Source organism: Allobosea sp. NPDC055353 (genome assembly GCF_053644975.1).
Window position 1 is genome coordinate 2,138,460 of record NZ_JBSHMC010000001.1, and the last position, 25,150, is coordinate 2,163,609.

The 25,150-nt window shown below is 67.2% G+C and carries 25 protein-coding genes; 6 read left to right on the forward strand and 19 right to left on the reverse strand.

The window, feature by feature from the left end:
* Nucleotides 1–68: 68 nt before the first annotated feature.
* The 10 genes from ACWIEX_RS09835 to ACWIEX_RS09880 all read right to left on the reverse strand — a co-directional run bounded on the left by ACWIEX_RS09835 (nt 69) and on the right by ACWIEX_RS09880 (nt 9,683).
* The gene (locus tag ACWIEX_RS09835) at nt 69–1,280 is read right to left on the reverse strand and encodes a molybdopterin molybdotransferase MoeA (protein ID WP_454032862.1); all 1,212 of its coding nucleotides are present in this window, start codon (nt 1,278–1,280) and stop codon (nt 69–71) included.
* Nucleotides 1,280–1,762 (reverse strand): cyclic pyranopterin monophosphate synthase MoaC, encoded by a 483-nt coding sequence (gene moaC, locus ACWIEX_RS09840; protein ID WP_454032863.1) that lies wholly within the window; start codon nt 1,760–1,762, stop codon nt 1,280–1,282. Before moaC ends, ACWIEX_RS09835 begins: the two co-directional genes overlap by 1 nt.
* Nucleotides 1,759–2,565: an indole-3-glycerol phosphate synthase TrpC gene (gene trpC / locus ACWIEX_RS09845; RefSeq protein WP_454032864.1), complete on the reverse strand. Its 807-nt coding sequence runs from the start codon at nt 2,563–2,565 to the stop codon at nt 1,759–1,761. Before trpC ends, moaC begins: the two co-directional genes overlap by 4 nt.
* A 7-nt stretch (nt 2,566–2,572) precedes the next feature.
* Nucleotides 2,573–3,586, reverse strand: coding sequence for an anthranilate phosphoribosyltransferase (gene trpD / locus ACWIEX_RS09850; protein WP_454032865.1), 1,014 nt, complete (start codon nt 3,584–3,586; stop codon nt 2,573–2,575).
* A gap of 15 nt (nt 3,587–3,601) precedes the next feature.
* On the reverse strand, nt 3,602–4,219 hold the full coding sequence (locus tag ACWIEX_RS09855; protein WP_454032866.1) for an anthranilate synthase component II: 618 nt from the start codon (nt 4,217–4,219) through the stop codon (nt 3,602–3,604).
* Nucleotides 4,220–4,444: 225 nt separating this feature from the next.
* Nucleotides 4,445–5,956 carry a helicase HerA domain-containing protein gene (locus tag ACWIEX_RS09860; protein ID WP_454032867.1) on the reverse strand — a complete coding sequence of 504 codons (1,512 nt, stop codon included), beginning with the start codon at nt 5,954–5,956 and terminating at the stop codon, nt 4,445–4,447.
* A 112-nt stretch (nt 5,957–6,068) separates the two neighbouring features.
* Nucleotides 6,069–6,347, reverse strand: coding sequence for a YARHG domain-containing protein (locus ACWIEX_RS09865; RefSeq protein ID WP_454032868.1), 279 nt, complete (start codon nt 6,345–6,347; stop codon nt 6,069–6,071).
* A 111-nt stretch (nt 6,348–6,458) separates the two neighbouring features.
* The gene (locus ACWIEX_RS09870; protein ID WP_454032869.1) at nt 6,459–6,764 is read right to left on the reverse strand and encodes a hypothetical protein; all 306 of its coding nucleotides are present in this window, start codon (nt 6,762–6,764) and stop codon (nt 6,459–6,461) included.
* A gap of 69 nt (nt 6,765–6,833) precedes the next feature.
* A complete protein-coding gene (locus ACWIEX_RS09875) occupies nt 6,834–7,871 on the reverse strand; it encodes an AMP-binding protein (protein WP_454032870.1) in 1,038 nt (345 codons plus the stop codon).
* A 9-nt stretch (nt 7,872–7,880) separates the two neighbouring features.
* Nucleotides 7,881–9,683: an extracellular solute-binding protein gene (locus ACWIEX_RS09880; RefSeq protein ID WP_454032871.1), complete on the reverse strand. Its 1,803-nt coding sequence runs from the start codon at nt 9,681–9,683 to the stop codon at nt 7,881–7,883.
* A 293-nt stretch (nt 9,684–9,976) separates the two neighbouring features.
* On the opposite strand from ACWIEX_RS09880, the gene ACWIEX_RS09885 reads away from it, so the two are divergent.
* Nucleotides 9,977–10,771: an invasion associated locus B family protein gene (locus ACWIEX_RS09885; RefSeq protein WP_454032872.1), complete on the forward strand. Its 795-nt coding sequence runs from the start codon at nt 9,977–9,979 to the stop codon at nt 10,769–10,771.
* A 273-nt stretch (nt 10,772–11,044) separates the two neighbouring features.
* Here ACWIEX_RS09885 and hspQ read toward each other — a convergent pair whose 3' ends face one another.
* Nucleotides 11,045–11,374, reverse strand: a complete 330-nt coding sequence (hspQ, locus tag ACWIEX_RS09890; protein ID WP_454032873.1) for a heat shock protein HspQ — start codon at nt 11,372–11,374, stop codon at nt 11,045–11,047.
* Between the two features lie 111 nt (nt 11,375–11,485).
* The gene (locus ACWIEX_RS09895; RefSeq protein WP_454032874.1) at nt 11,486–12,535 is read right to left on the reverse strand and encodes an HpcH/HpaI aldolase/citrate lyase family protein; all 1,050 of its coding nucleotides are present in this window, start codon (nt 12,533–12,535) and stop codon (nt 11,486–11,488) included.
* Nucleotides 12,536–12,838: 303 nt separating this feature from the next.
* Here ACWIEX_RS09895 and ACWIEX_RS09900 point away from each other — a divergent pair, with 303 nt between their 5' ends.
* From ACWIEX_RS09900 to ACWIEX_RS09910, 3 genes are all read left to right on the forward strand, one after another.
* Nucleotides 12,839–13,957 (forward strand): acyltransferase family protein, encoded by a 1,119-nt coding sequence (locus tag ACWIEX_RS09900; RefSeq protein WP_454032875.1) that lies wholly within the window; start codon nt 12,839–12,841, stop codon nt 13,955–13,957.
* A gap of 118 nt (nt 13,958–14,075) precedes the next feature.
* Nucleotides 14,076–15,047: an AEC family transporter gene (locus tag ACWIEX_RS09905; RefSeq protein ID WP_454032876.1), complete on the forward strand. Its 972-nt coding sequence runs from the start codon at nt 14,076–14,078 to the stop codon at nt 15,045–15,047.
* Nucleotides 15,048–15,181: 134 nt separating this feature from the next.
* Nucleotides 15,182–16,303 (forward strand): CaiB/BaiF CoA transferase family protein, encoded by a 1,122-nt coding sequence (locus tag ACWIEX_RS09910; protein WP_454032877.1) that lies wholly within the window; start codon nt 15,182–15,184, stop codon nt 16,301–16,303.
* Nucleotides 16,304–16,480: 177 nt separating this feature from the next.
* On the opposite strand, the gene ACWIEX_RS09915 is transcribed toward ACWIEX_RS09910, so the two are convergent.
* Nucleotides 16,481–17,656: a UbiH/UbiF family hydroxylase gene (locus tag ACWIEX_RS09915; RefSeq protein WP_454032878.1), complete on the reverse strand. Its 1,176-nt coding sequence runs from the start codon at nt 17,654–17,656 to the stop codon at nt 16,481–16,483.
* A gap of 134 nt (nt 17,657–17,790) precedes the next feature.
* On the opposite strand from ACWIEX_RS09915, the gene ACWIEX_RS09920 reads away from it, so the two are divergent.
* Nucleotides 17,791–18,765, forward strand: a complete 975-nt coding sequence (locus ACWIEX_RS09920; RefSeq protein WP_454032879.1) for a quinone oxidoreductase family protein — start codon at nt 17,791–17,793, stop codon at nt 18,763–18,765.
* A 142-nt stretch (nt 18,766–18,907) separates the two neighbouring features.
* Nucleotides 18,908–19,282 carry a hypothetical protein gene (locus tag ACWIEX_RS09925; RefSeq protein WP_454032880.1) on the forward strand — a complete coding sequence of 125 codons (375 nt, stop codon included), beginning with the start codon at nt 18,908–18,910 and terminating at the stop codon, nt 19,280–19,282.
* Nucleotides 19,283–19,293: 11 nt separating this feature from the next.
* Here the strand turns inward: ACWIEX_RS09925 and rimO are convergent, their stop codons facing one another.
* The 6 genes from rimO to cysT form a co-directional block, all read right to left on the reverse strand.
* Complete coding sequence (gene rimO, locus ACWIEX_RS09930) at nt 19,294–20,613, reverse strand: 30S ribosomal protein S12 methylthiotransferase RimO (protein ID WP_454032881.1); 1,320 nt, start codon at nt 20,611–20,613, stop codon at nt 19,294–19,296.
* A gap of 193 nt (nt 20,614–20,806) precedes the next feature.
* Nucleotides 20,807–21,667, reverse strand: a complete 861-nt coding sequence (locus ACWIEX_RS09935) for a sulfurtransferase (RefSeq protein WP_454032882.1) — start codon at nt 21,665–21,667, stop codon at nt 20,807–20,809.
* Complete coding sequence (locus ACWIEX_RS09940; RefSeq protein ID WP_454032883.1) at nt 21,664–22,101, reverse strand: OsmC family protein; 438 nt, start codon at nt 22,099–22,101, stop codon at nt 21,664–21,666. Before ACWIEX_RS09940 ends, ACWIEX_RS09935 begins: the two co-directional genes overlap by 4 nt.
* A 200-nt stretch (nt 22,102–22,301) precedes the next feature.
* Nucleotides 22,302–23,348 (reverse strand): sulfate/molybdate ABC transporter ATP-binding protein, encoded by a 1,047-nt coding sequence (locus ACWIEX_RS09945; RefSeq protein WP_454032884.1) that lies wholly within the window; start codon nt 23,346–23,348, stop codon nt 22,302–22,304.
* 24 nt (nt 23,349–23,372) lie between these two features.
* Nucleotides 23,373–24,260 (reverse strand): sulfate ABC transporter permease subunit CysW, encoded by an 888-nt coding sequence (gene cysW, locus ACWIEX_RS09950; RefSeq protein WP_454032885.1) that lies wholly within the window; start codon nt 24,258–24,260, stop codon nt 23,373–23,375.
* Nucleotides 24,253–25,149 (reverse strand): sulfate ABC transporter permease subunit CysT, encoded by an 897-nt coding sequence (gene cysT, locus ACWIEX_RS09955; protein ID WP_061968009.1) that lies wholly within the window; start codon nt 25,147–25,149, stop codon nt 24,253–24,255. Before cysT ends, cysW begins: the two co-directional genes overlap by 8 nt.
* Between the last annotated feature and the right edge of the window lies 1 nt (nt 25,150).

Genomic DNA, 25,150 nt, shown 5'->3' on the forward strand with positions numbered 1-25,150 from the left:
CCCCTCAATGCGCAGATTCGAAACAAAGCACGAACACCATACGCGTTCTGCTTGTGTTCCGCAAGCTGCTACCGCAGCGGCAGGATCCGGCAGGCATCGCCCCTCTTGGCGGGGGCCGCATGTGCCGGCCGGATCGTCAGCGCCTGCGCCCGCGCCAAAGTGCCGAGCATCGATGAATCCTGCCGGCCGAAGGGATTCGCAACCCAGCCATCCGGCGTCAGCGCGAGCTCCGAGCGCAGATAATCCTCGCGCTCGTCATTGCCGGGCATGTCGCGGCCGAGAATGGCGGGGATGCTGCGGTCGCGATCGGCATCGGCCATGCCGAGCAGTGCCTCGATCAAGGGCAATACGAAGAGATGGCCGCAGACGATCGAGGAGACCGGGTTGCCCGGCAGGCCGACCACGACCATCCGGCCGATTCGCCCGGTCATCATCGGCTTGCCCGGCCGCATCGCGATCTTCCAGAAGCCGAGGGCCATGCCGGCCCGCGTCAGGGCTTCCTGCACGAGGTCATGGGCGCCGACCGAGGCGCCGCCCAGCGTGATCAGCACGTCGGCATCGGCCTCGCGCGCCTGTGCGATCTTGGCGGCGAGATCGGCGTGGTCGTCGCGGGCGATGCCGAGATCGAGCACGGTGCCCCCGGCCTTCTCGACCAGCGCGGCGAGCGAGAACGAGTTCGAGGCAATGATCTGGTCGCGGCCGACCGGCTCGCCCGGCGCCACCAGCTCGTCGCCGGTCGCAAGGATCGCAACGCGCGGCTTGCGCCGGACGGGCAAGGTCGGATGCCCCATCGCGGCGGCCAGGCCGAGCGCTGCGCTGTCGAGCACGCGCCCGGCTTGCAGCAGGACGTCGCCTTCGTGGAAATCGAGCCCCGCCGCGCGCAGAAACTTGCCCTTGGCCGGTGGTACGCGCACGCGGATAACCGGGCTGCCGACGCCGTCCGCATCCTCCTGCATCAGGATGGTGTCGGCTCCCTCAGGCATCGGCGCGCCCGTGAAAATGCGCACCGCTTGTCCCGGCCCGACCGATCCATCGAAGGCCCGGCCGGCAGCGGATTCGCCGATCACCGTGAGCGAGACGCCTTCCGCCATCTCGTCGCCGCGCACGGCGTAGCCGTCCATGGCGGAATTGGCGAAGGGAGGCTGTGTCCGCAGCGCCTTGACCTCCCCGGCCAGCACCCGCCAGGCGCATTGCGCCAGCGGCAGGGTTTCCGCTCCCGTCGGCCCCGGAATGCTGTCGAGCAGCGCCTTGCGCGCGACGGGGACCGGGGTGAGCGCCATCAGAGCTGCTTAGCCTCGTAATCGCCGGACTGGCCGCCGGATTTATGCAGCAGGCGGATATTCTCGATCCGCATTGCCCGGTCGACGGCCTTGACCATGTCGTAGACGGTGAGGCAGGCGATGGAGACGGCGGTGAGCGCCTCCATTTCGACCCCGGTCTGGCCCTTCATCTTGACCTCGGCACGCACCCGCACCCCCGGCAAGGCCTCGTCGATCTCAAGGTCGAGGGCGATCTTGCTGAGCAGCAGCGGGTGGCAGAGTGGGATGAGCTCATGCGTGCGCTTCGCCGCCATGATGCCGGCGAGGCGCGCAGTGCCAAGCACGTCGCCCTTCTTGGCGTTGCCGTCGCGGACGATCGCGATCGTCTCCGGCGCCATCACCACCTGACCTTCGGCGATCGCCATGCGGGTCGTCTCGGCCTTGCCGCCGACATCGACCATATGCGCCTGGCCTTGGGCGTCGAGATGGCTGAGCCGGCTCACGCCGCGACGGCCTTGCCGGTGAGCAGCGCCTGCGTCGCGGCGGTGACGTCGGCCTGTCGCATCAGGCTCTCGCCGACGAGGAAGCTGTTGACGCCGATCCGGTTGAGGCGGGCGATGTCCTCATGCGTGAAGATGCCGCTCTCGCTGATCACGATCCGCTCACTCGGCACGCGCGGCGCCAAGCGCTCGGTCACCGCGATATCAACATTGAAGCTGCGCAGGTCGCGGTTGTTGATGCCGAGCAGGCGGCTTTCAAGCTTCAGCGCCCGGTCGAGCTCGGCATCGTCATGGACCTCAACGAGGACATCCATGCCGAGCTCTTGTGCGGTCTCGTTCAGCGCCCTGGCGGTGGCGTCGTCGACGCCGGCCATGATGATCAGGATGCAGTCGGCGCCCCAGGAACGGGCCTCGTAGACCTGATAGGGCTCGTAGAGGAAATCCTTGCGCAAAGCCGGCAGGCCGGCGGCCTCGCGTGCCTCTGTCAGGAATTCCGGCCGGCCCTGGAAGGAGGGCGCATCGGTCAGCACCGAGAGGCAGGCCGCACCGCCGGCCGCATAGGCGCGGGCGAGCGAAGGCGGATCGAAATCGGCACGGATCAGGCCCTTGGACGGGCTCGCCTTCTTGATCTCGGCGATCAGCGCCGGAGTGCCCTGCGCGAGCTTGCCGGCCAGTGCATCGGCGAAGCCGCGCGGCTTGGAGGCTGCGCGGGCGAGCCGCTCGATCTCGGCCTGCGACACCGCGGCTTTCGCCGCCGCGATCTCCTGGCGCTTATAGACTTCGATCTTGGCGAGGATATCGGTCATGCCGGCCTCACGCGTTCGAGGCTTTGACGAGCGCGGCGAGCACCGCCTTGGCCTTGCCGGAATCGAGCGCGGCCGTCGCCTGGGCGAAGCCGTCCTTCAGATCCTTGGCCTTGCCGGCAACCAGCAGCGCCGCAGCCGCATTGAAGGCGGCGATATCACGGAAGCCGGTCTTTTCGCCGGCAAGCACGGCATTGAGCGCTGCCGCATTCTCCTCCGGCGTGCCGCCACGCAGGACTTCCGGTTTGGCGGGCTCGAGGCCGACATCCGCGGGGCTGATCGAAAAGCTTTCGATCTTGCCGTTCTCCAGCGAGACGACGCGGGTCGGGCCGGTCGTGGTGATCTCGTCGAGCCCATCCGAGCCATGCACGGCCCAGACGCGGGTCGAGCCGAAGGAGGCGAGCACCTTGACCATCGGCTCCAGCCAGGTCTCGGAGAAGGCACCGATGAGCTGGCGCTTGGCCCCGGCCGGGTTGGAGAGCGGGCCGAGCAGGTTGAAGATCGTCCGCGTGCCGAGCTCGGTGCGCACCGGCGCGACATGGCGCATCGAGGCGTGATGCGTCGGCGCGAACATGAATCCGACGCCGGCCTCGCGGATGCAATGCTCGGTCGCGGCCGGATCGAGCCCGACCTTGACGCCGAGCGCGGTCAGCACGTCGGCCGCCCCCGAACGCGAGGAGGCCGCGCGGTTGCCGTGCTTGGCGACCGGCACGCCGCAGGCCGCGGTGATGATCGAGGCCAGCGTCGAGACATTGTAGGAACCGGAGGAATCGCCGCCGGTGCCGACGATGTCGATCGCTTCCGGCGGAGCCTTGACGGTGAGCATCTTGCCGCGCATCGCGCTGGCGGCGCCGGCGATCTCGTCGATCGTCTCGCCGCGCACGCGCAGCGCCATCAGGAAGGCGGCCGATTGCGCGTTGGTGACCCCGCCCGAAAGGATCGTGTCGAAGGCGTCGCGGGCTTCCTCGCGCGAGAGCGTCGCACCGGTCGCCACCTTGGCGATGAAGGGTTTGAAATCGTCCATGGGAACTCTGCGGAATCAGGCTGAAGGGGTCAGGGCGGAGGCTGCGCGTTCGCTCTGCCACCGCTCCGCGAGGTCGAGGAAATTCCGCAGGATCGTCGCGCCATGCTCGGAAGCGATGCTCTCCGGATGAAACTGGACGCCGTGGACCGGCAGCTCCCGGTGCGAGAGCGCCATGATCAAGCCGTCATCGCTCTCCGCCTCGATCTCGAAGACATCCGGACAGGAGGCGCGCTCGACCACGAGCGAGTGATAGCGCGTCGCCTGCAGCGGCCCGTTGATGCCGCGAAACAGGCCGCGTGCCTTGTGGCGGATCGGCGAGACCTTGCCATGCATCGGCAGGGGCGCACGCACGACCTCGCCGCCGAAGGCCTGGCCCATCGCCTGCAGGCCGAGGCAGACGCCGAAGATCGGCTTCCTGCCTGCGCCTTCGCGGATGAGATTCAGGCAGATTCCGGCTTCGTTCGGCGTGCAGGGGCCGGGCGAGAGCACGATCGCGTCGTGATCTCCAGCGAGCGCCTCGTCGACGGTGAGCGCATCGTTACGCCAGACATCGACCTCGGCGCCGAGCCCACCGATGAGGTGGACCAGGTTCCAGGTGAAGCTGTCGTAGTTGTCGATCAACAGAACGCGCATGGCCGGACCCGTGAATACGGCTTGAGGTCATGCACGTTCGGGGGCGGGGTGGTCAAGTTTCGCGCGGGCGTAACCGATGCGCTCGCCCCTGATGCGTCATGCTCGCCCTTGTGGCGAGCATCCAGGTCTTGAACACGACGCTCGCCGACCGAAGACGTGGATGGTCGGGACAAGCCCGACCATGACGAGCGGGGTGTCGCTACCGAAATCAAAGCGACGAAGAGGTTATCCCCGCGCGCTGCGTGGCACCCCCGCCGTACGCGGCTGTGCCAGTCCTGGCGCGGTCTCGACGCCGAGCGTCGGAAGGGCGAGCGTCCGCTGTCCCCTGAAATCGACATGGCAGACGATCAGCCCGCGCTCCTCGATATAGCTGAGCACCCGCCGCGCCCGGCTCGGCGAAGCGCTGCCATAGACCTCAGCGAGCTCGGCATCGCTCGGGCAGGGCCGGCCCTCGATCGCGGTGCGGGCGATGAAGAGGAAGAGCCCCTGCAGGTCTTCCGGCAGCGTGCCGGAAGCGGCCACCGCCGCCTGCCAGCCCTCGCTCGTCGCGACGCTGTCGCTGACGCCGGCCCGCGCCACGGCGAGCCTGCGGCGGAACTCCTCGAGACTGAGCTGCGTACGGCCGAGCCGGCGCATCCGGCAGCGCACGGTGAAATCCTGGTAGAGCACCGCGACCTGCCGCGAGCGCGCCTCGGGATCGGCCATCAGCTCGCGCAGGATCTCGACCATGATCGCCTCGCGCTCGGCCGGCTCCAGCTCGATCTCGGGTTCCGGTTCCGCCTGCGGGGCAGGGCGGTAGTTCTCGATCCGGCGCAGCACCTCGGTCGGATCGGGCTTGGGACGTGGCGCCGGGCGCACCGGACGGGCCATCGGCAGCGGTTCGTCCTCGCCGCGCGTGAAGATCAGCTTGCCGGCCTCCTCCGGCGCCTGCTCCGGCAGCGGCATCAGGCCCGGCGCGCTGCCGCGATCGACCGAGGAGACCGCGCCGATCCGGATCGGCAGCGGGCGCTTCGACAGGGCGGGGCCGAGCGCGACGAACTGGCCGCGTTCGAGATCGCGGAACATCTCGGCCTGGCGCCGGTCCATGCCGAGCAGGTCGGCGGCGCGCTGCATGTCGATATCGAGGAAAGTGCGGCCCATCAGGAAGTTCGAGGCTTCGGCCGCGACGTTCTTGGCGAGCTTGGCGAGGCGCTGGGTCGCGATGACGCCCGCGAGCCCGCGCTTGCGGCCGCGGCACATCAGGTTGGTCATGGCGCCCAAGGAAAGCCGGCGCGCCTCGTCGGAGGCCTCGCCCGCCATCACCGGCGCGAAGAGCTGCGCCTCGTCGACCACGATCAGCATCGGGAACCAGAGCGAGCGGTCGACATCGAAGAGCCCGCCGAGGAAGGCGGCGGTGGCACGCAATTGCTCGTCGGCTTCGAGATTTTCGAGATTGAGAACCACCGAGACACGGTGCTGGCGCACGCGTAGCGCCACGCGCTGCAATTCGGCCTCGCCGCATTCGGCATCGACCACGACATGGCCGAACTGGTCGGCGAGCGAGACGAAATCGCCCTCGGGATCGATGATCGCCTGCTGCACCAAAGGCGCGCTCTGCTCCAGCAGGCGGCGCAGCAGATGCGACTTGCCCGAGCCGGAATTGCCCTGCACCAGCAGGCGCGTCGCCAGCAATTCGGCGAGATCGATCAGACCGGGCTCGCCGGTCCTTGTCGTTCCCATCTCGATTGCGGTGGTCATGCGGGCGGTGAGTCGTCGTGTTGGATCGGGCGCGGAGATGCGGCCGGCGCTTCTAGCACGGCCTTTCCTTCGCTGGACGCAGGGCTGCTCTGCCTTCCACAGGCAATCGGCCTCAGCGCGGGCAGCGCAGCGCGCGTTCCTGCCGGACGATGTCGGCGATCACCCGGTGGTCATTGGCCGAGAGCGGCAGGTCCTCGACATCGTCATATTGGCAGCCGGCATTGCCGAAGGCCGCGATGGCGCGTTTCGTCCGGAAGCAATAGCCCTGCGCCTTGTAGATCTCGTTGCGCGCCGTCCACAGGTCGGCGCAGGCCTGAGGGTTGGCGAGCGCCGGCCCCGAGCCGCTGGCAAGCAGGGCGGTCGCGAGAAGCGAAAGGCAAAAGCTGCGCATGGGAGGTCTCTCCGACGGTCGGGTCGAGAGCTTTGCGGAGCGGCTTGGCGAAGGCAACCCGGGAATGCCGGCGGGAATGCCGGAATGTGAGGGCTGATAAGTGCCCTGTCGTCACGGCTTCTTCATCTCCAGGCAGGTCAGGACCTCGACATAGCTCGGAGGCCCGCCGAAACTGGCGCTTTCGACACAGGCCGTCCGGGCGCCTGGCTGGAACTGGTTCCAACGTGCGGTGAGCGCGGCGCGGGCGCGTTCCTCGTCGCCCTGGCAGGCCTTGGCGGGGCGGCCGATATCGATGCCCGATTTGCCGACATCGCGGCAGGACGCGGCGATGTCGAAGCGCGGCGGCGAATCCGCTACCTGAATGATCGCGGGGGATGTGCTGGAGAGCGACAGAAGGACGAGACCGGCGGCAAGCATGGCTGCCACTCCAAGGAAGACGCCCTGCCGATCAACGCGAAGCCACCGCCGAAGTTCCGGATGAAGGCGCTATTCGGCCGCCGAAGGTCCCTGCCGTTTGCTCACTGTGATATCGCGGGCCGAACGCGCCTCGATATCGACGATGGCGACGTCCGGCCGGTCGATGGCCGGGAAGCTGCGCGCCTCCGGTGCCCGATGGACGAAGACCAGGCTGGCCAGTGCCGGATGCCCGGCGAGTCGCGAATGCGCCAGCGCGGGCTCCATCGCACCCGGCAGGACCAGATGGACGCTGCGCCCGCCCTCGATGCAAGCCTCCAGGTCGCCGAGGTTGAACAGGCCGAGCGGCAGCAGCTCCAGGCCGCTCAGCATCGCCATGCCCGGCCCGCTCGCCAGCGCGGCGAGGTCGCCGCCGACCAGCGTCGTCACGATGCGCGACGAGACGGTGGGCTTCAGCGCCCGCGAGATATCGAGCGCCTTGCCGAGCAGTTCGCGTTCCGGCAGCGCGAGCGGCCCTTGCAGCGACAGGCCGTCAGCGATCTGCAGCACCGGCCGTTCGATCATCTGCGGCAGGGGATGCAGCGTCGGGCTGGCCATCAGTATATCGAGGGGCGCGACGCCATCGGGAACGTCCGGCCCGAAACCGCCGACGAAGCGCGTGCCGAAGGCCCGCATCGCGAGGTTGCGCAACGTCAGCAGCGGCCGCAAGGGTCCGACCCGGCTGACGCCGACCGCCATCACCGCGCCGGATGCCTCGATCAGCGCCAGCAATTCGAGCTCGTTGCCGTGCAGCGGCAGCATCAATGGCGAAAGCCCCGCACGCAGGCTCGCCAGGATCGAGATGATCGCCTCGGGCCCGAGCGGCGCCAGGATCGCGACGCTCGCGCCCGGCGTGCCCTTGTTGATGGCGAGCAGGCGCGCCAGCCGGTCGATGCGCTCGTCGAGGTCCAGGAAATTGATCGAGCCCGGCTTCACGTCGCTCCAGCCGCGCCGGCCCGGCGGGTCGCGCAGGGCCGCATCATAGCCGCGGGTCCGGGTCAGGGCCGCGAGCAGGGTGTCGAGATCGAGACCGTCGAGCAAGGCGGAGGCTTCGTCCTGGTCTGCCTGCATCGACAAACCCTAGTTCGCCGGAGCCGGCGCGACCGGGAGGCGCGCCAGCGTTTCGTTGGAGAGGAAATAGGCCGGCTGGCGCCCCGCGAGCACGACGCCGCGCGCCAGCGCGATCCAGCTATCGGGCAGGTAATACAGCGGCACGACGTAGAAGCCCGAGATCAGCAAACGGTCGAGCGCCCGCACCGCCGCGACGAAATCCTCGCGCTCGCGAGCCCCGAGCAGGGCCCGCAGCACGGTGTCGACGGCGGGCGATTTCACGCCGGCATAGTTCAGCGCACCGTTGCGGGCGGCATTGGCTGAGCCCCAGCGCCCGATCTGCTCGTTGCCGGGCGAGGCCGAGGCCGGCCAGGTCCATTGGATCATGTCGAAATCGAAGGTCGACAGCCGCCGCCAATACTGCACGTCGTCGATCAATCGCACGGATACCGCGATGCCGAGCCGGGCGAGCGACTGTGCGTAGTTGAGCGCGAGCCGTTCCTGCGGCCGGCTGGTCACGGTGATCTCGAAGGTGAAAGGCTCGTCCTTGCCGTTGCGCAGCACGCCCTCGCGCAGGACGTAGCCGGCGGTCTTGAGCAGATCCAGCGCCTTGCGCGCCTGCTCGCGATCGCGGCCCGAGCCGTCGGTTTCGGCCGGCCTCCAGCTGCCGGCGAGGATGTCCTCGCGCACCGCACCCGGAAAACCGGCGAGCAGGGCCTTCTCCCGTTCGTCGGCCGGGACGCCGAGTGCCGAGAGATCCGAATCGGAGAAGAAGCTGCCGGCCCGGCGATAGACGCCGTGGAACAGGTTGCGGTTGACCCATTCGAAGTCGAACAGCAGGCCCAGCGCCTCGCGCACCCGGACATCGGCGAAGATCGGCCGGCGCGTGTTGAAGACGAGGCCGGTCATGCCCTTGGGTGTGTCGAAATGCAGGGTTTCCTGCCGGATGCGCCCGTCATGAACGGCCGGCACGTCATAGCCGGTCATCCAGCGCGTCGGATCACCCTCGAGGCGCACGTCATAGAGCCCGGCCTTGAACGCCTCGAACAGCGCATTCGAATCCCGGTAGAAATCGTAGCGGATCTCGTCGGCATTATAGAGCCCGCGCGTCACCGGATGGTCCTCGGCCCAGAAATCCTTGCGCCGCCTCAGCGTGAGCGATTCGCCGGGCCGGACCTCCTCGACGCTATAGGCGCCGGAGCCGAGTGCCGGCTTGAAGCTGGTTTCGCCGAAGGTTTCGGCGTTGGTCGCATGCTTCGCGAAGATCGGCATCGCGCCGATGACGAGCGGCAATTCGCGGTTGGAGCCGTCGCCGAGCTCGAATTCGACGCGCCGGGGCGAGGGCGCCGAGACCTTGGTCACGCGCCCGAGGCTGGAGCGATGGAAGGGCTTGCCCTTCGTCTTCAGCATCTCGAAGGTGAAGATCACGTCGTCGGCGGTGACCGGCTTGCCGTCGGAAAACCGGGCGCGCTCGTCGATCTCGAAGGCGAGGCGGGTGCGGTCCGCGTCGAGCGACACCCCCGAGGCAAGCAGGCCGTAGGCGGTGAAGGGCTCGTCCGCCGAGCGGTAGAGCAGGCTCTGCTGGACGTATTTCGGCACGGCATCCGGTGCGACGCCGAGTACGACGAGCGGATTGAGGCTGTCGAAGGTGCCCTGGATGCCGAGAACGATGCGCCCGCCTTTGGGCGCCTTGGGGTCAGCATAGGGCAGATGCGCGAAGCCGGGCGGCAGGGCCGGCTGACCATGCATCGCGATGGCGTGCGGCAGCGGGGCCGAATCGGCCAGCGCATTGCGGCCGCGCGCCAGGGCGGCGAACGGGGCCAAAGCCAGCATAAGGTTGACCCCGCGGCGGCTCATCGCCTGGGGCAATCGAAGAAATTCCATCGTGCGACCTGATTCCCTGCGCAAGAATAGCATGGGCGCAGCATGGTCACGCAGCTATTCGGGCTGGAATCCTTGGTGCGAACTCGCTAAAGGCGAGGGCAGGGTGTCATTCAAACGCCTCAATCGGCCTTGATGTGCACGGCTTGCGATGGCCGGCGCCCCATGCGATTGGGCCATCAGCGGTGACGCGCGCGGCTTGCGAAGTCGTGATCCCGAATTCGCTTGATAAGGAAAGACAAGGAATGTCCGCTTCGTATCGCCTGTCATCATCTGCTCTGGGCCTTGTGCTCAGCGCGGCCATCGGCTTCGCGCCCGTCGCGGCCTTCGCCCAGGCCCCGGCGCAGCGCCCGGCTCCGTCCCGCCCGGCTGCTCCGGCGCCCGCTCAGCCTGCCGCTCCGGCCCAGCCCGGCGCCGCCGCGGCCACCGGCCCGACCGTCGTCCAGGTCAAGCCCGAGCCCTCGCAGACGAGCTGGACCAAGGTCTGCGGCAAGGACCAGGGCGCCAACAAGGAAATCTGCTACACCACGCGCGACTTCGTCTCGGATCAGGGGCAGCCGGTGCTGGCCGTCGCGATCTACGACGTCAAGGGCGATGCCAACAAGATCGTGCGCTTCCTGATGCCGCTCGGCCTGCTGCTCCAGCCCGGCATCCGCTTCGGCGTCGACAACGCGCAGCCGACCGGCGGCCGCTACGCGATCTGCTTCCCGAACGGCTGCTTCGCCGAGGCGCAGGTCAAGGACGACTTCATCAACGCGATGAAGAAGGGCACCAACCTGAACGTCAGCGTCCAGAATCAGGGCGCTCGCGAACTGACCTTCACCATCCCGCTCGCCGATTTCACCAAGGGCTTCGAAGGCGCGGCGATCGACCCGAAGGTGCTCGAGGAGCAGCAGAAGCAATTGCAGGACGAACTCGGCAAGCGCCAGGAAGAGCTGCGTCAGCGCCTCGGCGCCGGCGGGGCTGCCGCTCCGGCTCCCGGTGCCGCTCCGGCCCCCGGCGCCGCGCCTGCCGCGCCCGCTACCCCGCCGAAGCCCTGAGCCACGGCGCTACCGCCTGAAACGGAAAAGGCCGGTCCCTTGCGGGGCCGGCCTTTTTCGTTGGAGTGTTGAGGCCTGCAAACGGCCACCGGATGGTTCCGGCCAACCCTTTGTCATTCCGGGGCTTCGCGATAGCGAAGAACCCGGAACCCACGGCAGGGTGAGCCGCTAGCAACCAAACACCTGATGTTTCACCCGGTCGTGGGTTCCGGGTTCACGCCTGCGGCGCGCCCCGGAATGACAACCCTTGGGTTACAAAAGGGCCACCGACCCTCAGTTCAGGTCGGCACGGTCCAGCTTGTAGCGGCCCTTGCGATCACGCCGGAAGAACTCCCTGGCGCGGGGATGGCGCACGGGCTCGCCGGAATCGTCGTCGACGAGATTCTGCTCGGAGACATAGGCGACGTATTCCGCCTCCTGGTTCTCGGCGAAGAGATGGTAGAAGGGCTGATCCTTCGACGGGCGCACGGCTTCCGGAATCGCCATCCACCACTCCTCGGTGTTCGAGAAGACAGGGTCGACGTCGAAGATCACGCCGCGGAACGGGTAGATGCGGTGCTTCACCACCTGCCCGATCCTGAACTTGGCCGAACGCGCTTCCATGACAGATCCATCTTGAGCCGGCCGATGCGCCGCCGGCTTAGGTCTTGCCGCCTTGCGCAAGCAATGCGTCGTAAATGCGTCGAAATCAATCGATCGCGGCCGGCTGTCCCATCACATTCCGTAGCGCTCGGCCAGATCGGGGTCCCGCGCAGCGACCTGCCGGGCAAGATCGACGATCACCTTCGCCTGTTTCCAGGTGGCGTCGTCCTGCATCTTGCCGTCGATCATCACGGCGCCGGAGCCGTCCGGCATCGCCTCCAGAATGCGCCTGGCGAAGGCGACCTCGGCCGGATCGGGGCTGAAGACGCGCTTGGCGATGGCGATCTGCGAGGGGTGCAGCGTCCAGGCGCCGGCGCAGCCGAGCAGGAAGGCGTTGCGGAACTGCGCCTCGCAGGCCGCCTCGTCGGCGAAATCGCCGAAGGGGCCGTAGAACGGCTTGATCCCGGCCGCGGCGCAGGCATCGACCATCTTGGCGAGCGTGTAGTGCCAGAGGTCTTGCTGTGCAACGGCGCGCGCTCCGCCATCGGGGGAGGGGTCGGCGATCACCTTGTACTCTGGGTGCCCGCCGCCGACGCGTGTCGTCTTCATGGCACGCGAAGCGGCGAGATCGGCCGGGCCGAGGCTCATGCCCTGCATGCGCGGCGAGGCGGTGGCGATCGCCTCGACATTCTTGACGCCTTCGGCCGTCTCCAGGATGGCGTGGATCAGGATCGGTTTGCGCAATTGATGCCGCGCCTCGAACTGCGCCAGCAACTGGTCGACATAATGGATATCCCAGGGACCCTCGACCTTCGGCACCATCACGACGTCGAGCTTGCCGCCGATCTCGGCCATGATCGCGGTGATATCGTCGAGAAACCACGGCGAATTCAATGCATTGACGCGGGTCCACAGGCCGGTCCTGCCGAAATCGACCGCCTTGCCCATGGCGATGAAGCCATCGCGTGCCGCCTGCTTGGCCTCGACGGGAATCGCATCCTCGAGATTGCCGAGCACGATATCGACCTGTCCGGCGAGCTCGCCGACCTTGGCGCGGACCTTCTCCAGATGCGGCGGCACGAAATGGATCATCCGCTCGAGCCGCAGAGGCAATTCCCGGAAAGGCTCCGGCGCGCCGATCGCGAGCGGACGGAAGAACTGGCGCGGCGTCCTGGTGGTCATCGGCGGCTCCGTTTTGCGTTGCAGCATTGTGAACCAGATCGCCGCGGCCCGTCCATGATGCTTTTGAAGGCGAGCGGATAATGTGCCTAGGCTATTATTCCTTTGCGTCTCGATGAGCATAATTTCCTAGGCATTTTATCTCGCTCCGGTGAGGCCGAGCCTGGCGGGCGTTCCGGTGCCATCGCAGACGGGTAACCATCGCCGGGCTTTATCCCGATCGAACGGCGGTTATTCGCTATAGTGCTGGTGTCCGACGCTGGAGGGGTCCGGCGCCGCCCTGGCAGCGAGCGACGTGCAGACTTCATGACTAAGCCGGAAACCGCCGTCCCGAGCCTACGGCTCGAAACCCTCGACGCGCTGCGCCTGCTGGCGGCCCTGGCCGTGCTGCTCTTCCATTTCGGCTTTCGGGGCCTGTCGCTCGGCGTGACCGAGATCGCGCTGCCGGCCTATGAGCCCGTCCTGAAATACGGCTATCTCGGCGTGCAATTGTTCTTCGTGATCAGCGGCTTCGTGATCGCCTATTCCGCCGAGGGCCGCACGCCGCTCCAGTTCGGCATCGCCCGCTTCGCGCGGATCTATCCGACCTTCGTCCTGTGCATGACCATCACCTTCCTCGTCGTGGTGGCCTTCGGCGCGCCGCGCCTGCAGGCAACGCCTGGCCAATGGGCCGCGAACCTCCTGATCAAGCCGGAGCTGATCGGGAAGCAGGCGCTCGATGGCTCGTACTGGTCGATCTTCTACGAGGTTGTCTTCTACGCCTGGGTCTTCGCCTTCATGGCGGCAGGCCGGTTCAAACGCGCGAACTATCCCGCGATCGTCATCGGCTGGCTCCTGATCTCGGTCATCGATCGGGCGACGGTCTCCAGCGGCGTGATGCGCTACCTGCTCCTCACCGATCAGAGCGCCTTCTTCTGCGCCGGTCTCATCCTCTATGCCGCCTTCCGCGATGGCTATGATCGCAAGATCCTGGGTTTGCTGGCCCTTTGCACGGCGGTCGCGATCTTCCAGTCGCTGCAGCTCGCGCAGTGGAACCGGGAGAATTACCACGTCGCCTATAGCGATCTCGTGGTGGCGGCGTCCTGTATCGTGATCTTCGCGACCGTTGCCGCTTCCATCCGGTTCCCGCGCCTGCCGCTGCCCTCGCGCCTGATGCTGGCGATCGGCGGCCTGACCTATCCGCTCTACCTGCTCCACCAGCATATCGGCTACGTCGTCTTCAACCATGCCGGCCAGGCGTTGCAGCCCCTGCCGCTGGTCGCCCTCGTGACGCTCGGCCTCATCGCTCTGTCCTGGCTGATCTGGCGCTTCTTCGAGCGCGCCGCGCAGAGCTGGACGAAATCTGCGTTGACCGGGCTGGTGAACGGGGCTCTCGCCTTGCTGTCAGGGAATGGCGCGAAGCGGAAGGAAGGGATTGCCAACTGATCACGGTCGGGATTTAGGCTCTGGTCGATCGGTTGGATTGTGTCGTGCAGGAAATCTGGTCGTTCGTGGATCCCCCGGCCTCATGGGCCACCCTGACGCCAGGATCGCTCGCTTCCCGATGGCCGACCTTCTCAGCATCTTCAACCTGGTCGCACCGTTCTTCGGGCTGATCCTGCTCGGCTTCGCCATCGGCCGCTACAAGCAGTTGCCGGAGGAGGGGCTGGCCTGGCTGCAGTTCTTCCTGATCTATGTCGCGCTGCCGCCGCTGTTCTACCGCCTGATCGCCGACAAGCCATTGAGCGAGCTTGCCAACTGGAAGTTCATCGCCGGCACGACCTTCGCCACCTTCTGCGCCTTCAGCCTGTCGCTGGCGATCGGGTTGAAGGCCGCCAAGGGCGACCTGCCGCAGGCGGTGATGCAGGGCGTCGCCGGGGCCTATTCCAATATCGGCTATATGGGGCCGCCATTGATCCTGGCGGCGCTGGGGCCGGAGGCGAGCGCGCCGGTCGTGCTGATCTTCGTCTTCGACAGCGTGCTGTTGTTCTCGCTCGTCCCGTTGCTGATGGCGGTCGCCGGCGTCGAGAAGAAGAGCCTGCTCGCCACCGCCGGCGAGGTGGCCTGGCGGGTCATCACCCATCCGTTCAATGTCGCGACGCTGGCCGGCGTGCTGGCGAGCTACCTGAAGTTCGAATTGCCGGTGGCGCTCGACCGGATGGTTCTGTGGCTGTCGCAGGCGGCGGCTCCCTGTGCACTCTTCCTGCTCGGCGTCACCGTGGCGCTGCGTCCGATGAAGACGATGCCAGCCGGGGTGCCGGCACTGGTCTTCATCAAGCTCCTGCTGCATCCGCTCATGGTCTGGGTACTGCTCTCGGCGCTCGGCGGCATCCCGACCAACTGGATCTATGCCGCGATCATCATGGCGGCGCTGCCGCCGGCGCTGAACATCTTCGTCATCTCGACGCAGTACAAGGTCGGCATCGAGCGCGCCTCGGCCTGCATCCTCGTCGGCACCATCGTATCGATGGTCACGCTGTCGGGCTTCCTGTGGCTGGTGAAGACAGGCAGGATAGCCGCCGACTTGTTTCACTAGCTCGTCATTGCGAGCGTAGCGAAGCAATCCAGGGGACTTGGCTGGGCGTCTCACGCCGTCCCCCTGGATTGCTTCGGAGCACGCTCCTCGCAATGACGATGTCGGTTCGTCGACAACGCGACTGAGGATGCCGGATGCTGCCGCTGGACGACCTGCTGGTCCTCGATTTCTCGACGCTCCTGCCCGGGCCGCTGGCGAGCCTCTTCCTCTCCGAGGCCGGCGCGCGCGTCATCAAGATCGAGCGGCCGGGCGGCGAGGACATGCGCGGCTTCCCGCCGCGTTTCGGCGAGACAGCGGCGCCTTTTGCGGTGCTCAGCCGGGGCAAGGAGAGCATCGAGCTTGATCTCAAGGCGCCCGATGCGCTGGCGCGCCTCACCCCCCTGATCGCGAAGGCCGATATCCTGATCGAGCAGTTCCGGCCGGGCGTGATGGAGCGACTCGGCTTCGGCCATGAGGCATTGAAGGCCATCAATCCGCGCCTGATCTATTGCTCGATCAGCGGCTACGGCCAGCACGGCCCGCGTGCGCAGGAGGCCGGGCACGACATCAATTACCAGGCGCTCGGCGGCCTGCTCGGCCAGTCCTTGAAGCGTGGCGAGGCGCCACCTCTGCCACCGCCGCTCGTCGCCGACATTGCCGGTGGGACGATGCCGGCCGTGCTGAACATCCTGCTGGCTTTGCGCCAGCGCGACCGGACCGGGCAGGGCTGCCATCTCGACATCGCCATGGCTGATGCGATGCCGACCTTCGCCTGGTACGGGCTGGCGCAAGGGCAGGTCACAGGCTCCTTTCCCGATGGCGGCGAGGGGCTACTGACCGGCGCAAGCCCGCGCTACGGGCTCTATGGCACGGCCGATGGCTGGTTCCTGGCGGTCGGCGCGATCGAGCCGAAATTCTGGCAAGGATTCTGTGAGGGCATCGGGCTGGACGAGAAGCTGCGCGAAGACCGCCGCGATCCCGAGGCGACGCGCGCAGGCATCGCCGCCATTATCGCCAGCGAGAGCGCAGCCTATTGGCGCGCGCTGATCGAGCCGCTCGATTGCTGCTGCACCGTGGTGCGGACGCTGGAGGAGGCGGTCTCCGATCCGCAGATGTCGGCGCGTGGCCTGCTCGACGCGCAGGTCGAGGAGCCCGGCGGTCGTCGCCTTGTCTCGACGCCCTTGCCGCTGGCTCCGGTCTTTCGCGAGCAGGCGGCAGGGTTGCGAAAGGTCGCGGCGAGCGGGGCCGACACGCGGGGGATACTAGGAGAGGCCTGACGAACGGTTGTCATTCCGGGGCTTCGCGGAGCGAAGAGCCCGGAACCCACGACTGGGCGAGCAGCCTGCCACCGGGCACGGAATGTCTCACCCGGTCGTGGGTTCCGGGTGCCCACCTGCGGTGCGCTCCGGAATGACAGTCGGTCGACTCCGTTGTGGTCGAGCGCCAACCAGCACCTAACGCGCCGCGCCGCCGGCCAACCCCTGCCGCATGACGAGCCGCCTGAGCGGGCCGATCCGCGACAATGCCAGCAGGCCAGCACCGCGCATCAGGTCGGCCGGCATCAGATCGGTCAGCAGCGTGCGGTTGAGCATATCGACCGCGCCGGTCCGCAGCCGAACATCCGTTCGCCGGGCTCCGTCATAATCGGCGATGACGCTTTCCGCTCCGGCATCCGTGACGCCGGCGAGCGCCTCGCTCAACGCCGCGACGTCCCGCAGGCCGAGATTGAGCCCCTGCGCCCCGATCGGCGGGAAGACATGCGCGGCCTCGCCGATCAGAGTCATGCGGGCGGCACCGAAGCGCTCAACCGAGAGCCCGCCCATCGGCACCTTGCCCCGCGGCCCCGAGACGGTCATCGCCCCGAGCAGCGATTGCACCTGTCGCTCGACCCGCAGGGCGAAGGCGGCATCATCGAGGGCAACGAGGGCCGGAGCCTCCTCCGGATCGACGAGCCAGACCAGCGAGGAGCGCCGGCCGGGCAGGGGCACGATCGTGCACGGCCCTTTGCGCGTGTGGAACTCGGTCGAGGTTTCCTGATGATCACGGCGGTGCTCGAAGATCGCGGTCAGCGCGATCTGCGGATAGCGCCAGTCGCGACTTTCGATGCCGGCCGCCGCGCGCACTTGCGAATTGCGCCCATCGGCACCGACGACGAGCCGGGCCTTGAGCGGCGCAAAGCCCTCGCCGGAGAGGCGCACGCCGTCCGCCTCCGGTTCGATCGCCCGGGCGAATCCGGGAATCATCCGCAGGCCGGACAGCGCACCGGCTTTTTCTGCGAGGATCGCCGTCAGGTCGGCATTCTCGATATTCCAGCCGAAGGCCTCCAGTCCGATCTCGGAAGCCCGAAACTCGACCGGCGGCTGGCGGAACAGGCTGCCGCTGTCATCGACGAGGCGCATCACTTCAAGCGGCGCTGCCTTTTCCAGCAAGGCATCCTGCACGCCGAGATCGGCCAGCATCCGCCAGGAGCCGTCGAGCAGGGCGACGGTGCGTCCGTCGCGCGGCGTTGCGACCGGGCCGAGCAGGGCGACCTTGCGCCCCTCACGGCTCAGCGCCAGCGCGGCCGCGAGCCCGACGGCGCCGGCGCCCACGATGGCGATATCGACCTGATCGGCAATGTCCGTGCTCATCGCCCTTGGCTAGCCGATGCGCCGCGTCTTGGCCACGGGCCGCAAAGTCGCAAGGTGCGTTCTGCGTTGGGCACGGATGCCTTTCCGGCCCGATGAACTATGGTCGGGGCATCCATCCGTAGGAGATGCCTTTCATGGTCAAAGCCATTCGCGCCCACAAGACCGGCGGCCCCGAGGTTCTGCAGTTCGAGGACGTCACCCTGCCGCAGCCCGGCCCCGGCGAAATCCTGATCCGGAACCGGGCGATCGGCCTGAACTTCATCGACACCTATTTTCGCTCGGGCCTCTATCCGGCGCCGCAACTGCCCTTCACGCTGGGCAACGAGAGCGCCGGCGACGTCCTCGCCGTCGGCCCGAACGTCACCGAGTTCAAGGCCGGTGATCGCGTCGCGGTGGTCGCGGCGCTCGGCGCCTATGCCGAGGAGCGCATCGTGCCGGCGGCCTCCGTCGTGGCGCTGCCTGAAGGTATTACCTACGAGGCCGCCGCCAGCATGATGTTGAAGGGGCTGACCGCCGAATACCTGCTGCACCGGACCTACAAGGTGAAGCCGGGCGACACGATCCTGGTCCATGCCGCGGCCGGCGCCACCGGCCTGATCCTCTGCCAATGGGGCAAGGCGCTCGGCGCGACCGTGATCGGCACCGTCGGCTCGAAGGAGAAGGCGGAGCTGGCGAAGGCGCACGGCGCCGATCACGTCATCAACTATCGCGAGGAGGATTTTGCGGCGCGGGTGAAGGAGATCACCGGCGGGGCGCTCTGCGACGTGGTCTATGACGGCGTCGGCAAGGACACCTTCATGAAGTCGCTGGACACGCTGAAGCCATTCGGCCTGCTGGCGAGCTTCGGCAACGCCTCCGGCGCGGTCGATGCCTTCAATCTCGGTATCCTCTCCGCCAAGGGCTCGCTCTATGTCACGCGCCCGACGCTCAACACCCACACCGCCAAGCGCGAGACCATGATCGCGATGGCGAAGAACCTGTTCGGGGCGGTGACGAGCGGCAAGGTCAAGGTGCCGGTCAACGCGACCTTCCCGCTGAAGGATGCAGCCGACGCCCACCGCCTGCTGGAATCGCGCGGTACCACGGGCTCGACGGTGCTGATTCCCTGACCCAGTCCGGGAATGATGCGAATGGAAAAGCATGCGCCCGGGCAACCGGGCGCATTTTTTTCGTGAGCGATGAACCCGCAGGCGGGCCCCCGCGACGAATCGGTATCAGCACGCGGTGCTGACAACCATTCAAGGTGACGTCATGACCAGCAGGTTTCAGATCGTCGGCTTTCTCTTCGCGACCCTGACCCTTTCGGGTGTCGCTCTCGCCCAGCAGGGCGGCGGTGGCGGCAATGGCGGCGGAAGCGGTGGGGGCGGCTCCGGCGGTCAGGGCGGGCAGGGCGGCGACCACAACTCCGTCATCGCCATCCGCCTGCAGGACCACGAGCGGGTCCGTGTCCCCGGCGCGGCGAAGACGCGGGCGGCCGGAGCGAACTGCATCACGCACGCCTGCAACGAGCCGCCCCGTTACGCGCCCCCTCCGGTCCAGACGGCGGAAGGCTGCGGCGGCGAACTCAGGATCGCGCGTGACCGCAACGGCCGGATCGTCCGCCGGGTCTGCGAATACCCGAACTGACCGGCTGCTGCTCAGACAGCTACGCCGTGAAGATCGTAGGCGTCAGCGCGCTCGATCTTCACGGTGACGATATCGCCGGCCCTGAGCGGCCTGCGGCTCGCCACGTAGACATTGCCATCGATCTCTGGGGCATCCCATTTCGAGCGGCCCTTGGCCACGGTCGGCCCGGCCTCGTCGATGATGACCTGAATGCGCTTGCCGACGCGGCCCTTGACGATGCGAGCGGAAATCTCCGCCTGCGCCTTCATGAAGCGATGCCAGCGGGCCTCCTTGACCTCCTCCGGGACGAGGGCGAGGCCAAGATCATTGGCGGGCGCGCCCTTCACCGGCTCGTATTTGAACGCGCCGACGCGCTCCAGCTTCGCTTCCTTCAGCCAGTCGACGAGAACGTCCATGTCCTCCTCGGTCTCGCCGGGGAAGCCGACGATGAAGGTCGAGCGGATGGCGAGGTCCGGGCAGATGTCGCGCCATTTGCGGATGCGGTCGAGCGTTCGGTCCTGATGGGCAGGGCGCTTCATCGCTTTCAGGACGTTCGGCGAGGCGTGCTGGAAGGGGATGTCGAGATAGGGCAGCACCAGCCCTTCCTGCATCAGCGGAATGACCTCGTCGACATGCGGATAGGGATAGACATAGTGCAGGCGCACCCACATCCCCATCTGGCCGAGTTCGCGGGCGAGTTCGAAGAAGCGGGTGCGGATCTCGCGATCCTTGAACATCGAGGGCGCGTACTTGATGTCCAGCCCGTAGGCGCTGGTGTCCTGCGAGATCACCAGCAATTCCTTGACGCCGGCCTTGGCCAGCTTCTCGGCCTCGCGCAGCACGTCGCCGATCGGCCGCGAGACCAGGTCGCCGCGCAGCTTCGGGATGATGCAGAAGGTGCAGCGATTGTTGCAACCCTCTGAAATCTTGAGATAGGCGTAGTGCCGCGGCGTCAGCTTGATGCCCTGATCGGGCACGAGATCGACGAAGGGGTCGTGCTTCGGCGGCACCGCCTGATGCACGGCCGAGACGACGCTCTCATAGGCCTGCGGGCCGGTGATCGCGAGCACGTTCGGGAAGACGTCGCGGATCTGCTCGGGCTCGGCGCCCATGCAGCCGGTGACGATGACCTTGCCGTTCTCGGCCATGGCCGAGCCGATCGCCTCCAGCGACTCCGCCTTGGCGCTGTCGAGGAAGCCGCAGGTGTTGACGATGACGAGATCGGCACCGGAATGGCTCTTGGAGAGCTCGTAGCCCTCTGAGCGCAGCGAGGTGATGATCCGCTCGGAATCGACGAGCGCCTTTGGGCAGCCCAGCGAAACGAAGGAGATTTTCGGCGCGACGGCGTTCATCGGCTGATGGCTCGGTTCAGAATGTCAGGAAGCGCCGCGCATCAGGGCACGCGATCGGCGCCTCCTTTGAACCTTTTCAACCTGATTTGCAATTCAAACGTCATTGCGAGGAGCAAAGCGACGAAGCAATCCAGGGGGGCGTTGAGCGCGGCCGCCCCTGATTGCTTCGCTAAGCTCGCAATGACGATGCGGTTCACGCCGCCTTGCCGGTCGCGACCGGGCGCTCGGGATCCTGCGTCCAGTCGGTCATCGAGCCGTCGTAGAGCGCGACCTCGTCGCGGCCCAGCACCTCCGACAGCACGAACCAGTTCGCCGCGGCGGAATGGCCGGTATTGCAGTAGGAGATCACCGGCCCCTGCGGCACGGCTGCGAAGAGCTGTTCCAGCTCGCCTTGCGCCTTGAGCTTGCCGCTCTCGAAGGCGCCTGCATAGTCGCGCTGGATCGCGCCGGGGATATGGCCGGCGCGCGCGGCCTCGGCCGATTTCTCGCGACCTTCGAAATAGCTCGGCCCGCGAGCATCGACGAGGCTCGCCTGTTTGCTGCGCGCCGCAACGAGGGTGGAATCCGCCGTGCTGCGCAGGCCCTGCTGCGCCACGACCGGATAGGGAGCAGCGCTCTTCGGCGCGGAGGCGCCGGTCGCGACCGGACGTTTCGGATCGGCCGTCCAGGCCTTGAAGCCGCCGTCGAGGATCGCCTGCTGGCCGTGGCCGATGAATTTCAGCGTCCAGTAGACCCGGGCCGCCGCGGCGAAATCGGTCGCCGCGGTGCCGGCCGGCACGATCACGACATCGTCCTGCGGCTTGATGCCGAGACGCCCTGCGAGCGCAGCGAGATGGGCGAGCGGCGGCAACATGCCCGGCGCATTGCCGATCTTCGCCCGCCAGCCATCGGCGGCGTAGTCGGAATGCACGGAGCCCGGGATGTGCCCGGCCTCGAAGGCCTCCTTCGCGCCGTCGGCCGCGGTGCGGATATCGATGATGACGAGATTCTCGTCGCCGAGTCGCGCTGCCAGCACATTCGGCGTGATCAATCCTGCGACTTCAGTCCGGCTCATTCAGCAGCCTCCTTGTGCAATTCGTCGATCACTTCGAGGCTGTAGCTCATCTCGGCGGTCGCCCCGAGCATGATCGAAGCCGAACAGTATTTTTCCTTCGACAATGTGACGGCGCGCTCCGCCTTGGCCTGGGAAAGGCCCTTGCCGGTGATGCGGTAGGCGAGGTGGATCTTGGTGAAGACCTTCGGGTCGGTCGTGGCGCGCTCGGCCTCGACATCGACCTCGCAGCCGGTGATGTCCTCCCGGCCCTTCTTGATCATCCCGACGACATCGAAAGCCGTGCAGCCGGCAAGCCCGATCAGCAGCATCTCCATCGGCCGGATGCCGAGATTGCGCCCGCCATATTCAGGCGCGCCGTCCATGATCATGGCGTGCCCGCTGCCGGACTCGCCCATGAAGGCCATGCCATCAACCCATTTCGCGCGTGCTTTCATCGCGATCTCCTGTCGGCGTGATCCGCTGTGCCACAGGCATAACCTGACCCGCCGATTCAGGCGAGGGCGGCTTCATGACGCTGCCGCATGCAATGCGTCATTCTCGGGCGGAGCGAAGCACAGGCCCGAGAATCTCTTGCAGGAAAGGACCCTCTGTCCTGAGATGCTCGGGTCAAGCCCGAGCATGACGGCGTATTTCCTCACGCCGCGGCGAACAGGTTGCCATGGGTGATGCGGAGCCTGATCCGCTCGCCGATCGCCGGGGCGACCTGGCTGGCGAGATCGACCTCCAGCCGCTTCTTCAGCCCCTCGACGGCGACCTCCGCCCGGCGGATCGGGCCGTTGCGGCGCAGGTGCTCGACCGTGCCGGGCAGCGCCAGCGGCGTCTCGTCGACGATGCGCAGATGCTGCGGCCGGACATAGAGCGAGGCCTGGCCGCCCTGGTTCTGCGACAATCCGCCCAGCACCGGCCGGTCGCCGAAGAAGGCCTGGCTGCCGACGACCTTGACCGGCAGCTTGTTCACCTCGCCCAGGAACTCGCAGATGAAGGGCGTGGCCGGGTGATCGTAGACATCGTCGGCCGAGCCGACCTGCTCGATGCGGCCCTCGTTGAGAATGGCGACGCGGTCGGCCAGTTCCAGCGCCTCCTCCTGATCGTGGGTCACGAAGACGGTGGTATGGCCGGTGCGTCCATGTAACTCCCGAAGCCAGGCGCGCAGGTCCTTGCGGACCTTGGCGTCGAGCGCCCCGAAGGGTTCGTCGAGCAGCAGGACACGCGGCTCGATGGCAAGCGCTCGGGCGAGCGCGACGCGCTGGCGCTGACCGCCGGAGAGCTGGCTCGGATAGCGCTTCTCCAGTCCCGGCAACTGAACGAGTTCGAGCAAATCGTTGACGCGCTTGCGGATTTCGTCACTGCTCGGGCGTTCGCGGCGCGGCCGGGACTTCAGCCCGAAACCGATATTCTCGGCGACGTTCATCGTCTTGAACAGCGCATATTGCTGGAAGACGAAGCCGATGCGGCGGTCGCGCAGGGAGAGCTCACGCGTATCGGTCTCGCCGAACAGAACCCGGCCGCGATCAGCCTCCTCCAGCCCGGCGATCAGGCGCAGCAGCGTGGTCTTGCCCGAGCCGGACGGGCCGAGCAGCGCGACCAGTTCCCCCGGCTGGATATCGAGCGAGACGCCGCGCAGCGCCGGGAAGTTCTCGAAGCGCTTTTCAATGGTCTCGATGGTGACGGCGACCGACATGGCGAGAGATCCTTCGTCTGTGGGTCAATGACGGCGGCTGGCGGCGATCGCATCGCCGTAGCGCCATTCCAGCAGGGTCTTCAGCACGAGGGTGACCAGCGCCAGCCCCGCCAGCAGCGAGGCTACCGCGAAGGCTGCCGCGCCCATGTACTCGTTGTAGAGAATCTCGATATGCAGCGGCATGGTGTTGGTCAGGCCGCGGATCTTGCCCGATACGACCGCAACCGCGCCGAATTCGCCCATCGCGCGGGCGTTGCAGAGCAGGACGCCGTAGAACAGGCTCCATTTCACGTTCGGTAGCGTCACCGCGAAGAAGACCCGCCAGGGCGAGGCGCCGAGCGTCAGCGCGGCTTCCTCGTCGGCCGAGCCGAGCGACTGCATATGCGGGATCAGCTCGCGTGCCACGAAGGGGAAGGTCACGAAGACCGTGGCGAGGATCAGCCCGGGCAGGGCGAAGACGATCTTCAGGTCGTTGGCCTGGAGCCAGGGGCCGAAATAGCCCTGCGCGCCGAAGAGCAGCACGAAGACGAGGCCCGAGATCACCGGCGAGACCGAGAAGGGCAGGTCGATCAGGCTGATCAGCAGGTCCTTGCCGCGGAATTCGAACTTGGCGATCGCCCAGGCGGCGGCAATGCCGACGATGACATTGAACGGCACGGCGATCGCAGCGACCAGCAATGTCAGCCGGATTGCCGCCAGTGCATCAGGCTCGGTGATCGCGGCGCGATAGGCCTCCCAGCCCTTGGCAGCGGCCTCGACGAAGACGGTGATCAGCGGCAGCAGCAGGAAGAGCAGCAGGAAGGCGAGGGAAATCGCGATCAGAACGACCTGCACGAGGGGGCTTTCGCCGCGCGCCCGGCTGGCGCTGCGAGGCGGTGTGGCCGGGGCGGCAGGCAGGGTCGCGTCAGACATCGCCGAACCTCCGGCGGGCGCGGGCCTGGATCAGGTTGCCGGCGAGGATCAGCGCAAACGAGATCAGCAGCATCATCGTCGCGACCACGGCGGCGCCGGCATAGTCGAACTGCTCCAGCCGGATCACGATCAGCAGCGGCGCGATCTCGGAGATCATCGGGACATTGCCGGCGATGAAGATCACCGAGCCGTATTCGCCGACGGCCCGCGCGAAGGCGAGCACGAAGCCGGTCATGAGAGCCGGCAGGACCTGCGGCAGGATCACCCGGAAGATCGTGCGGAAGCGGCTGGCGCCGAGCAGCGCCGCGGCCTCCTCGACATCGCTCTGCAATTCCTCCAGCACGGGCTGCACGGTGCGCACGACGAAGGGCAAGCCGATGAAGATCAGCGCCACCATCACGCCGAGCGGCGTATAGGCGACCTTGCCGTCGAAGCCGAAGGAGAGATCGGTGAAGGGGATGGTCAGCTTGAAGGCGAGCGGCGCCAGCAAGGAGCCGACCCAGCCGTTCGGCGCATAGATCGCCGCCAGCGAGATGCCGGCGACCGCCGTCGGCAGGGCGAAGGGCAGGTCGACCGCCGCATCGATCAGGCGCCGGCCCGGAAATTCGTAGCGCACCAGCACCCAGGCCAGGATCAGCCCGAACACGGCGTTGACGAGGGCGGCGAACAGGGCGGCGGTGAAGGAGAGCTTCAGCGCCGCGAGCGTCCGTGGTGAGGTCGCCACCGCCCAGATATCGGCCGGGCCGGCGCTGGCTGCCTTCAGGAACAGCGCTGCCAGCGGGATCAGCACGATCAGCGACAACGCCGTCACGGTGATGCCGAGCGCCAGTCCGAAACCGGGCAGGATGCTCGGCTCGCGCCAGCGGAAGGTCGTCGTCGCCGCCGTCATG